Raw genomic sequence first — 11,984 nt, forward strand, 5'->3', positions numbered from 1 at the left:
AAGAAGCGGCAGGGATTACCTGTTGGACTATTTCACCGGCTTCGGTTTTGAAAATGGTACGCAAACTGTCATGACGGTTTACAATGGCTTTCATCGCGTTGCTGAAAGCTGTTGGGTTGAAATTTCCATGGATTTGGCTTACACTTGTAATATGTGCCGCAGTGCTTTGATTGAATTGGTGCAGCATCCAAAATCGCTTTTGCCCGGCAGTCAGTGGATAATTAGTGCTGGCTTCCACAACTTCAATGGGAGCTAGCTGAACCTGTTCCTGATTTTGGAGATACTGGCTTAATTCGGCTACACTGGCATTTCTGAAAAGCGTCTCTATTGATATCTGGTATCCCAATCGCTGAATTCTGGATAACAATGCTGTCGCTTTTAAGCTATTGAACTGATCGGTAAAGAAATTCTGAGAGAATTCTAAGGTATCATTCTTAAGTATATTTCTGGCAATAGACCACAATTTATCATCTAAGGAAGTGGTATCGTTCCCTTCCTGCTGTGTTAATTGTTCTTCTAATTCCGTTGTTTTCTGAATTTGAGCTTCGTAATCTCCTGCAAGATATTGCTGTACTAACTGGTAATGCTGTACTTTTCCGCTTGTTGTTTTCGGAATACTTTTTACAGCTATCACCTGTTGCACTTCTAAATTCAATTCATTCAAAACTTCTCGTTTTATATCCCAAATCGTCTGAATGAAATCTTCCGATATCAAACGCTGCTGCACAAAAATCAATAGCTGTTCGGAATGATTTACATCTTTTCTGGCGCTGCAGGCTACGACAGTTTCGGGTTTTAAATGAAGTTTTTTATGAAGAATTTCTTCAATATCCTGCGGATAAATATTTTGTCCGTTAATAATAATCAGGTTTTTGGCACGTCCGGTGATGACCAAAGCGCCTTCGTACATAAAACCTAAATCTCCTGTTCTGTGCCAGTCATCGTTTGTTTTACAGGCTGCACTTATTTCGGGATCATTATAATATCCTGTGGTAACATTCGCTCCTTTAATCTGGATATGTCCGATGTGTTTGTCTGCCAATACTTCGTCAGTATCATTCGCTATTCTTACAGGACATTGGTCTAATGGCCTTCCCACTTCTACGAATGAAGTACTGTTAGCACTATTTTCGTTGGCCACTTCTACTATTCTTTCTCCAATTTTCAAATGATTACGGTCTACAAAATAACATTTGAAAGGATTCCCAACAATTGGAAGAGTCACCGCCACGCATGCTTCTGCCAGTCCGTAACCCGGATACAGAATGGATGAACTCAATTGAAACTGTGCCATTTCTTCCAGGAACTGATTACACAGTTTCCATGAAATTGGCTCAGCCCCATTGTACATGATTCTTACCTTCGAAAGATTCCACTCAATCGGATTTTTCGCTGTACGTATGGCCGATAAGATGTATTGACAACCAAAATTTGGCGAATACAGTAAACTTGCTTTATGCTCACTTGCCTTTTCCATCCAAAGTAAAGGCCTTCTGATAAAAAGCGTCGTTGGCAATAGAAATTGCTGAATTTTTCTTAGTGTACACGAGAGATGAAAACAAATAAGCCCCATATCATGTGTCAGTGGCAGCCAGCTTAAAGATCGGTCTGCCGCAGTGATTTTAGATCGATTTGCAATGTCAGTAATATTGGCTACCAGATTTGCATGTGTTAGTTCTACTCCTTTCGGATTTCCTGTAGAACCGGATGAAAACTGAATGTAGGCAATATCTTCGGCACGTATATCCGTGTTTTTAATACCTTGGGCTTTCTCTGCTACAGCGGCTTCTGAAAATAGTGTTGTTTTTGCAATTTTCTGATACGCTGCTTCGGTTACCTCATCACTTTTGTAGGTAAACATTTCTTCGAGCAGGCCTTTATCGCATACTAAAAAAGGATTGTTTAATTTTTTCCAAATATTATATAATTTATGCTTGTGCCCTTCCTGTCTTCCGATTGCTACCGGAACAGGAATGATTTTCCCCAGTATACATGCCCAGAAAACCTGTAAAAATTCTGCGTTATCATTTATTTGTATAATCACCTCATCGCCGGAATGCACTCCGAATTCCTGAAGATTATGAAGCGTATACAATGCTTTACCAAGCAATTCCTGATACGAATACGTTACTTCGTCACTAGAGGAACGAATAAACGTAATTCCGGTTTGCGCTTGTGCCGCATTTTCTAAAACATCAACTAAAGTGTTACTAATAAGCATATTAAAACATTATTAAATCTCACCACTAAGGAAGCAGCGAAAAAATATATTCTTTAAAGAATTCGGTTTGTTTTCAGGGACTGTTTGAATTGTAAATAAACGATTGTGATACAGCGTTTATTAAAATTCCTTTTGTATTACCACTACAGGGTCTTTGTATGGCTCTTTGGCAGCCATATGCACTATATATTTTTCGGAAAGCGGAATTTCTTTTACATACCAGTTGCCATGATGGGCAACGGTTGCCAGATCACCCTTAATTTCAATGTCTGTCAACGGAATGTTTAATCCGTTTCCGATGGCTTTTACTACAGCTTCTTTTTTAGTCCAGTGGCTGTAAAAAGTTTTGTAATCTTCGGGATCCTGATATATTATCTTTGCCTCAGCCGGGGTCCAGCAATTATAAAAATCTGTTTTATTAATTGGTTTCAGGGCTTCAGCGTCTATCCCAATACTTCCGTTTGTTGCAATGGCACACACTACCAAATTTTCGGAATGTGAAATATTAAAATCCATTATTCCGGGAACAGAAGGTCTGCCGTATTTATTGTACGTGAGCACGGAAAGATCCATTTTCTGAAGTCCGCTGTCCTGCAGTGCCTGTGTCAGTAATAACTTTCCGATCAAAGAAGTATGGGCATCTTGCCAATTTTTATAACGGCCAATTTTTAGCTGAATGGCAGACGGCATTTGCTTAAGATACTTCTTAAAATCAAAGTCGTTTAACGGCCGGGGTACAATAGCATAATAAACTCGCATGATTTTTTACAGTAATGCCAAATGTATCCGGAAAGGTTTCCGGATGCATTCGCATTATTTAGGTTTTGGTTATCTTAAACGTTGTGCTTTTATTTACTAACTTTTGAAAGCTTAAATGAAGGCCCGTCTCCTCCGGCAGAATTAAGAATAAAAGGTAAATCCCTGTTGTTTAAAATCCAGTATTTTGAATCCCCGTTTTTTTCGGCCACGTAGATAGCGTCAATTTCTTTACCGTCTATTATAATTTCTTTTCCTTTTGGTATCTCTTTCAATTCGAAAGTTTTATCGTCATACTTAGCCGTTTTTTTGCTTTTTATTTCATCCAGAAACTTTTTTGAAACACAAAAAATAGTCTGGTCTTTAGGAAGTATCCTAACTTCTGACGGATTTAGTGCCTGCCAGTTAAAGTATTTACCTGACTCAAGTCCTTTTGGAGAAATCACCCATTTTCCGGAAATTTTCTTATCTCCATTGATCATCGTATATTCAAGAACTGTCTTTTTAGCATTCAATTCTTTGATTTCCAACGGAAGCAATACTTCATTTCCTTTAGGGTCTTTCGCGGAATAGGTTAAAACTAAATTCTGTTTGATATCCAGATTTGTTTTCTTTTGTGCTGTTACTGAAGAAGCAACAAACAGAATTAGTAAAGCGATTGATAACGTTTTCATTTTTAAGTTCATGGTTTTTAATTTTAATAGTTGTTCAATAATTTTTTTGTACTTATATAATATTTAAATAAAGCTGTGATTTCCTGTTTGTGCTGAAATATAAAGAAATGATTCCCTTCAAACTCCTTAACATCAATAGGATGAATAGTTTCTTCTCCCCAGGCTTTCGCTTCTTCCCAGCTGACTTTGTCTTTGTTTCCAATGAAGACCGTTAGCCGCATTTTTAAGGGATCTTTCTTTTCGTAGGCAAAGGTTTCAATGGTTTTAAAATCGGCCCTTAACGAAGGTTCAAAAAGTGCCATGAGTTCATCATTACCTAAAATTTCTTCCGGACATCCGCCCATGTCCCTGATTTTATTGACGAATTCATCTTTAGGCAGATCATGATAAAAAGGAGGTTCTCTTCTGATCTTTGGAGGTTTACAACCTGAAACAAATAAATGAACCGGGCGCTGGAAGTCATTTTCCTCGATTTTATGTGCCAGTAAATAAGTCAGGATGGCCCCCATACTATGTCCGAAAATCGCATAAGGCCTTGAAACGTTTTGTTTTAACTGTTCAAACAAATCATCGACTATCGGCTGAACATCTGTCAGCAAAGGCTCGTGAAATCTTTTTCCTCTTCCGGGAAGTTCCAGTGTAATCAGATTAATATTTCTATCTAAAAATTCTTCCAGAGGATAGTAGGAGTATTTATTTCCTCCTGCAAAATGTAAACAGATCAGATCCATCATATCAAATCATTTTTCTTAATTAATTGGCCGTTTTTATACTGGCTGTAAAATCGGGTATGCTATTTTTATCGCTTACAATTTTTCCGAAATTAAATTTGATCACTCTGGTAGCCCTGTCAAAATATTCATCATCGTGCGTGATGGCGATAATTGTTTTCCCTTGTTCTTTAAGTTTCGGCAATATCTCTTCATAAAAATATTTTCTGAATCCGGGATCTTGTTCTGCTGCCCATTCATCCAGAATAATGATCTCCTTTTCTTCCAGTAAAGCATAGATCAGTGCCAGTCTTTTTTGCTGTCCTTTGGATAAGTTTTTATCATACACATTTCGTTCTTCATCCAGGTGCAGTACTTCCTGCATTTTCATCATGTCAATATGTGCTTTTAATTCGCCTGTATTTTCTTTTAATTCAAATTCATCATAGTTTTCACTGAAGATGTAGTTGGTAGTGAAAACGGCGGCTATTTTATCGCTGTAGTACATTAACTGACCGGAATCAATCTTCTGACCGTTAAAATAGATAGCGCCTTCGTAGGGTTTGTACAATCCGGTTAGTAAGTTTCCGAAAGTACTTTTACCACTTCCGTTTCCGCCGGTAACGAAGATGATCTCTCCTTTTTTGATGGTAAGATTTACGGGCTGCAGGTAAAATTTCTGATTTCGCTCTTCATCATTGTAGAAATAGGTGACATTTTCTAATCTGATTTCTTCAAATGGCAGCTCGTTCACTAATTTGCTCGGAACAATCCTGTCCTGAATGGGATCCAGCATTTGTTCGATTAGATTTAAACGTTCTATTGAAATCTTTACCATGGTGTAGGTTGGAATTAACGTGATCAAAACCGCTACTGGACCTATAAGATATAAGATCGTTACCAGAAAAGCTGTTGTTTTTTCAGTACTGATATTGAAATAAACCGGCAGTACAAACATGACTATTCCCAGGATAATGTACCAGCTGTAATAGCCGGTTAATTCATTATCCATATATTTTATGGAAGTGTCTATCGCAATGTCTTTTCCTTTTAACCTGTTTTTTACCAGGAATTTGCTGAAGATATTATTGCTTCGTGTAATGCCCATTTTTAATTCTTTGAAACCATAAAGCATATCGGCTAAATACTGATAATAAGCATTTTGCAAATCTCTTCTTTCATTTAAATCTTTTTCGATCGCATTGTTCCTTACGAGGTAAAAAACCAATAAAAGTACCATGGCCGCCACCACTAAACCTGCTCCAACCGGAGAGATGTAGAATAAATATCCGAAACAGCATAAGATTACGATCAGGGAGTTGAATGCATTCATGAATACTTCAGGTATACTTCCCAATACTTTAGTATCATTAATGGCGGTATATATTTTTTCATTTCCTATTTCTTCAAAATCCTGATAGGAAGCCATACGCAGTTTTTTCAGGATCATAATTTCAAAATCAAATAATAAGGTATTTGTCAGCTTAATCATATAGGTTTGAAAGAAACGGGAACAGACTAAAGAGGCCAGAATAATTGCTATAAAAAGTGCCCAGTCGTATTGCGGAAAAAATGGAATGGGTTGCTTCATTATGGTATTGTTTATAAAAATCAACAATCCGGCGTTCAGAATACTGTTGAAGACTCCTAAGACGAGCATAAATCCTAAGGCTTTTTTTGATCTGACTAATAAGGTTTTTATAAATTTCATTTCGTATTGGTTTTAAGAAAGAAGAATTAATTTGTTACACATTTGGTACATCAAAAATGTCAAGAAACATATTGAAAGTCAATACGATGATCAGCAAGTCTAAATCGTAAGGAGGATTTAAAATAAATCCGTCTCTACTGTACATTTTTTTAAGGCGTTCTATGGTATCCGGATCGAAATACCCTTGTCTTTTGATGCGGTCGTAAGACAATAAATCGTTGATCCATTCGCTGTTTGTTTTCAGTAAATGCGGGCTTCCCGGTGCTACGAATCCGAATTTTTCGCGATTAATGATTTGGGAAGGAACATACTTTTGTGCCACTTTTTTAAGGATGTACTTTTCTTCCATATTCTTTACCATTAACGATGGCGGCACTGTTTTTACAAAGTTGATCAGGTCGACATCCAAAAACGGATAACGGCCTTCTACATTATTGGCCAGCGTCATACGGTCTCCGTGATCAGCTATTAAGTGCCCGCCCAGACGCAGTTTGAAATCTACATAGGAACGCTGGTGAAAATGATGCCTGTTTTTAATGCGTTCGTGATCGATAGCGGGTTCTTTCAGGCAGTCAAAATCTTTATAGGAATCGTTTAAAAGAGGAGAGTAAATCGCCTGTTTGGTTTCTCTGAATACATTTTCATTTTTTTCGTAAATGAAATCCGGATTTCCCCAAAGCTGTTTTCGAACCTCATCCTCCCGTAAATGCTCTAAGTCTTTGTAACCAATATTTCCTTCACGTCTTCCGTCAAATTTGTAGCCTGCATAACCGCCAAATAATTCATCGGCTCCCTCTCCGGAAAGGACTACTTTTATTTTTTCACGTTTTGCTCTTTCGGACAAGGCAATCGAACAGATGTTATAAGTTTCCTTAAGCGGAGATTCCGAATAATAAATAACATCGCGAAGTTTACTTTCAAAATCATTCCACTCAAATGGGATCTCATTGTGTTTTGAGTTTACCTGCTCGCTTAAAATACGTTGAAAACGCTGCTCGTTGATATCCTTGTTTTCTGTATTAGGGAAACAAATGGAGAATGAGTTGAATTCTTTCTCTTTATCTAAATGTCGCATCATACCTCCGATCATCGAAGAATCCAGTCCGCCACTTAAATAAAAGCCTACGGGAACATCTGCATTTAAACGATAATTTACCGATTTCAGCAGTAAGTCATTCAGGTTTTCTATGTAATATTCTTCGGTTTTCTGACCGTAGTCATAATCTGCCGTCGGATAATCCAGATTCCAGTATTCTTTTATCTCCAGCTTGTTATTTCGCAATACAGCATAGTGTCCCGGTTCTAAACTTTTTACATCATCAAAAAAGGTAATTGGGGCGATATTGGCCGGAAATGTAAAAATCTGATCGAGTCCTTTGTAATCAATCCTTCTCGAAACATCAGGATGTTCCAAAACTGCTTTTATCTCTGAACCATATACCAAAGCGTGGTCCAGTTTTGCATAGAATAAAGGACAAATTCCGAAATGGTCCCGGGCCATGACGAGTATTTCCTTCTTTTTGTCATAGAGTGCAAAGGCAAACTGGCCGTTGATCTTATTGAGGAAATCTACACCGTATTCCATGTACAGGTAAACCAGTACTTCAATGTCACAATTGGTATTAAAGTTGTATCCTTTCGCCTCCATTTCATGACGTAACTCCTTGTAATTGTAGATCTCTCCGTTACAGGTTAATACGATCGATTTATCAGGACTAAAGAAGGGCTGCATTCCATGGCTTAAATCAATAATACTGAGTCGTACAAACCCAAGTCCCACATGCCCATCCACATAACAGGCCGAATCATCCGGTCCGCGATGCTGGATTTTGTTGGCCATAGCCACAATGATATCCTCTCTGGCTACAGATTCTCTATCGAAATTATAAATTCCACTTATTCCACACATATTTTTCTAAATTGGTAAGTCTTTCTGTCAATGCAATTCTGATAAGTGATTTACTTTTTTAATTTTCAAAAGACTTAAAAACATTGTTTTGAACACTTTAATAATTCGTTTTTTATATAAAACTTATACTCCTGAAACTGTCAGGCTGGAGATTTCCCCGAAAACACGAAAGGCAGCATCTAATATTGCCGTAGAAGAACCTTTGTCCTGCAGTTCCCTGCTGGTGGCTACGATCGGCCATTTTATTCTGAATACATTCATTCCGTTTTGAAGAAAATCTGTCGGAATTTCTATTGTATGGGTTTGCCATTTAGCAGCAACAGAAAGCTTAATCACCTCTTTATCATTCACGTACAATGTTACTGCATCCTTGTTTTCAGTAATGATTCCCGGTATTCTGAGGGATACGGATAGTGAAGCTTTTGTTTTGGCATCTGCTACGACAAAAAAATCAGATTTGCTGTCTCTTGCCTGTAAGAAAGCCGTTTTTTGTCCCTGATATTCATCGTAAGAAGTTGCGTGATAATAATTTTGAAGCAGGTTAATGCGTCTGTTTTTGACACTATGATCGTCTAAACGAATTTTGAGTAGGTAATTGGTAATATCCACTCCATTCGATTTTAGTACTGTCGTCATGGCATCTACCAGTTCCAGTTCCATGTTTTTCATATTCCTGGCCGGAACAAGTGCATGTACATAACGGTCCAGCTTGGTATTGTCTTCCAGTATTTTTTCCAGTGATTTGCAAACATTGTTCGCTGCTCCCCTGCTAATCATATCACAGTAATAGACCATTGTTTTGGCTATATCCTTCCATTTTGACAAAGATTCGGAACAGTGATACAAAAGAATATCATAAGATTGTCCCCAGTGGGCGTTGTGTATCGCCGCAAACAAGTGTCCTAATGCCAATACTTCGTTTGACGGAATGATTGTTTTTACATCTTTATGTGTTTTTCTGGAATCATCAAATTCCTGAAGCACTTTTTTGTAAACCGCTTCCATAGCTACCTGAATTCCGGCAACACTAAAATGACAATAATCCAGAAACAATTCTCTTCCCGGTACTTTGCCTCCTAAATGTGCTTTAAAAACAGCCGGCAAATCAATTACCTCAATTCCGTAGCTTGCTGCTTTGGCCAGTATGGTTTCCTGAACGATCTTAAAGGTTCTCGGTTTACTGTTTGTTCTGCAAAAAAGAGCGGTATCCCTTGCCATTTCCAAATAATGCCTGGCTTCTTTATACTCTTCGTTTTTGATGCTGCAATCTGCCAATAGCTCAAATCCGTAGGGATGGCTTGGGTCAATTTCTACCATTTGCTGTGCTTTTTCGATACAGGCTTCAATATTACCGGAAGCAAGATTTTCTTCAGCGCTTTCTTTGGCATCGATCCAGCTTTTTAATTTTTCATAAGGCAATTCAGAAACCACACGTTCTCCCGGTGTACTTCTGCAGTCTAAGAGGTTGAATTCCGGAATTGCAAACAATACCGGAACTCCGTTTTTCTTCGAAACGGTTCCTGTAAACGCTAAAAAGTCATCGACAATAGTACTGAAGTAATCTTCAATTAACGGCTTTGCGATTGCAATTCCGTCTTCACCCTGGGTTAACTCCTGTAAGGCCGTTTGCTTTTTCTGACTGTTGCCAATAGCCACCAATAAGTCTTCTCTCCAGTTGTTTCCCGCCAGAAATACCACCATATCCGGTTCCAGCGCCATGCATTCCAAATATCTTTCTTTGATTCCTGCCATTCCCAGATTGGTTTCGGCTAAATCAATTATTTCGTATCCATACAGTTCTTTATTTGAATTTAACAATTGGTCTAAAACAATTGCCGGCGTATATTCCGGATCTAATAAAAATCCTCTCGTTACGGATTCTCCCAACAGGACAATACGTTTTTTATCAGATTTGGCCGGAATGGTTTGTATATCTGCGAAATAACTCCACCTGTCTTTTAGCAGAATATCTCTGTGGTAGTATTTTTTACCGTCTTTGGTATCCGGTTTGTAGATCCCTATGTGTGATTTGAATTGATTTTCAGTAACTGTTTCTTCTTCGTTTTTTTGTGGATTGGCGTAACCCAGCTTTTCCATTAAATCCAAAACGGTTTGTTGATTTTCGTCGGTAACAGGCAATAATGCTGCTAAGTCAGTAGCAACTACTTTATGTAATTCTGAAGGTCTTGACATGATTTTTCTCTTTTAAGGATTAAATGAATGTGTATACATTTGGATTGAGCTCGAAACGTCCTCTTTCGGTAAAGTTGTTATTGATCATTTCAAGCATTGTAATTTCATTTCCTTCTTTACTTATAATGAAATCTTCCAGCACTAAACAATCGATATCAGTAGTGATAAAACAGACCAAAGCGTCTTCGGGTGTACAAACGATTGGTTCATCTTTGATATTAAAAGAGGTATTCAGCAAAATCGGACAATTGGTAAGCTTGTCAAATTCACGAAGTAATTGTGCAAATCTTGGATTATCCGTATCGTTCACCGATTGAATCCTGGCCGAATTGTCTACGTGTGTAATGGCAGGCATATCTATAACCGATTTTACCTGACAGGTTTCCAGCATAAAAGGAGAAGCATGATCGATATCAAAATGCTCGAACATTTTTTCTTCCAGAACGGCCGGTGCAAAAGGCCTGAAACCTTCTCTTTTTTTCACCATCGCATTGATACGGTCTCTCATATCCAGCACTCTTGGATCCCCCAAAATAGAACGTGCTCCCAATGATCGTGGTCCAAATTCCATTCTTCCGTTAAACCAGCCAATTACTTTTCCTTCTGCCAGTTTTTGAGCTACTCTTTCCAGTGTATCTCCGTCTGCTCTGCAGTCTTCATAGTTTAAGGATGTCGCGCTTAGAAGGTTTTCAACGTCTTTTCCGGTATAGGAAGGCCCTAAATACACATTTGTAAGCGGTTGGATTTTATCTTCAGGATATAACTCCGTGTAAGCCAGTGCCGCCGCTCCCAATGCGCAGCCTGAATCACCAGATGCGGGCTGTACATACATTTTTTTGAAAGGGGAATTTTTTAATATTTTACCATTTGCCACACAGTTTAAAGCCACTCCGCCGGCCATGCATAAATTTTCTTCTCCTGTTTTTTCATGCAGAAAGTTGGCCATTTTTATAAGGGTTTCCTCCAGGAAAGTCTGTAAACTTTTGGCAATATCCATATAATGCTGTCCCATTTCTGCGTCTTTCTCCCGTACCGGTATTCCGAATAGTTTTGGCAGTTCGTCAGAATACATGCGTTCCCCGCGTAAAAAGTCAAAATATTTTAAGTTCAGGGTATATTTTCCGTTTTCGTCCAGGTTCAATAACTGATGCATTTGCTCCAGATACTTGTTCTCTCCGTAAGGTGCGAGTCCCATTACTTTATATTCCCCGCCGTTTACTTCGAATCCTAAATAGCTGGTAATGGTGCTGTAAAGCAATCCTATTGAGTCCGGGAATGTCACTTCACCAAACAGTTCCACTTTGTTGTTTTTTCCTGTTCCGTAAGTTGTAGTAGCCCATTCTCCCACTCCGTCTACCGTTAAAATAGCAGCTGAATCAAATCCGGAGAAATAAAACGTACTCGCTGCATGCGACTGGTGATGCTCGTAGAATTTAATCGGACCGTCATATCCGAGTTCCTTGCGAATTTGACGAATGACATGTCCCGGATCTATTTCGTAAATGGAATCGGTAGAAACCTGATTGCTTATACTCCATAACTGGCGTTCCGACTTTTTAACCGGATCTTCATAATAAGCGATACAGTCAATATCGGATATATTTATCCCTGCCTGATCTAAGCAATACATGAAAGCATTTACCGGTAAATCCGGATCATTTTTTTTTCTTGAAAATCGCTCTTCTTCGACCGCAGCGATTAGTTTTCCGTTTTGAATTATGCAACATGCTGAATCATGGTAAAAAGCAGAGATGCCAATAATGTTTCTATTCATCAGATTTAGTTTTAATGTTAGTTGATTATTAATTAA

The 11,984-nt window shown here is 38.3% G+C and carries 8 protein-coding genes; all 8 read right to left on the minus strand.

Features of this window, described 5'->3' with window-relative positions; genetic code table 11:
* Positions 1-2,221: AMP-binding protein (locus tag GJU43_RS18175; RefSeq protein ID WP_154342632.1), on the minus strand; the 2,221-nt coding region annotated here is incomplete at its 3' end.
* 120 nt (positions 2,222-2,341) lie between these two features.
* Entirely contained in the window at positions 2,342-2,980 is a 639-nt protein-coding gene (locus GJU43_RS18180) for a 4'-phosphopantetheinyl transferase superfamily protein (protein ID WP_154342634.1), read from the minus strand.
* Between the two features lie 89 nt (positions 2,981-3,069).
* Entirely contained in the window at positions 3,070-3,651 is a 582-nt protein-coding gene (locus tag GJU43_RS18185; RefSeq protein WP_154342636.1) for a hypothetical protein, read from the minus strand.
* 23 nt (positions 3,652-3,674) lie between these two features.
* Positions 3,675-4,385, minus strand: coding sequence for a thioesterase II family protein (locus GJU43_RS18190; protein WP_154342638.1), 711 nt, complete (start codon positions 4,383-4,385; stop codon positions 3,675-3,677).
* Positions 4,386-4,404: 19 nt separating this feature from the next.
* Positions 4,405-6,072: a cyclic peptide export ABC transporter gene (locus GJU43_RS18195; RefSeq protein WP_154342640.1), complete on the minus strand. Its 1,668-nt coding sequence runs from the start codon at positions 6,070-6,072 to the stop codon at positions 4,405-4,407.
* A gap of 34 nt (positions 6,073-6,106) precedes the next feature.
* Positions 6,107-7,981 (minus strand): asparagine synthase (glutamine-hydrolyzing), encoded by a 1,875-nt coding sequence (gene asnB / locus GJU43_RS18200; RefSeq protein ID WP_154342641.1) that lies wholly within the window; start codon positions 7,979-7,981, stop codon positions 6,107-6,109.
* A 123-nt stretch (positions 7,982-8,104) separates the two neighbouring features.
* Positions 8,105-10,174, minus strand: a complete 2,070-nt coding sequence (locus GJU43_RS18205) for a hypothetical protein (RefSeq protein WP_154342643.1) — start codon at positions 10,172-10,174, stop codon at positions 8,105-8,107.
* Between the two features lie 19 nt (positions 10,175-10,193).
* A complete protein-coding gene (locus tag GJU43_RS18210) occupies positions 10,194-11,948 on the minus strand; it encodes a carbamoyltransferase (RefSeq protein ID WP_154342645.1) in 1,755 nt (584 codons plus the stop codon).
* Positions 11,949-11,984: the final 36 nt, after the last annotated feature.

Origin of the sequence: Flavobacterium sp. LC2016-23 (genome assembly GCF_009674775.1) — a bacterium.
Classification (GTDB): Bacteria; Bacteroidota; Bacteroidia; order Flavobacteriales; family Flavobacteriaceae; genus Flavobacterium.

Bases quoted from the DNA above. Each gene is read 5' to 3' on its own strand.
- GJU43_RS18180 (WP_154342634.1), bottom strand. From the start codon at position 2,980: ATGCGAGTTTATTATGCTATTGTACCCCGGCCGTTAAACGACTTTGAT.
- GJU43_RS18185 (WP_154342636.1), bottom strand. From the start codon at position 3,651: ATGAAAACGTTATCAATCGCTTTACTAATTCTGTTTGTTGCTTCTTCA.
- GJU43_RS18190 (WP_154342638.1), bottom strand. From the start codon at position 4,385: ATGATGGATCTGATCTGTTTACATTTTGCAGGAGGAAATAAATACTCC.
- GJU43_RS18195 (WP_154342640.1), bottom strand. From the start codon at position 6,072: ATGAAATTTATAAAAACCTTATTAGTCAGATCAAAAAAAGCCTTAGGA.
- asnB (WP_154342641.1), bottom strand. From the start codon at position 7,981: ATGTGTGGAATAAGTGGAATTTATAATTTCGATAGAGAATCTGTAGCC.
- GJU43_RS18205 (WP_154342643.1), bottom strand. From the start codon at position 10,174: ATGTCAAGACCTTCAGAATTACATAAAGTAGTTGCTACTGACTTAGCA.
- GJU43_RS18210 (WP_154342645.1), bottom strand. From the start codon at position 11,948: ATGAATAGAAACATTATTGGCATCTCTGCTTTTTACCATGATTCAGCA.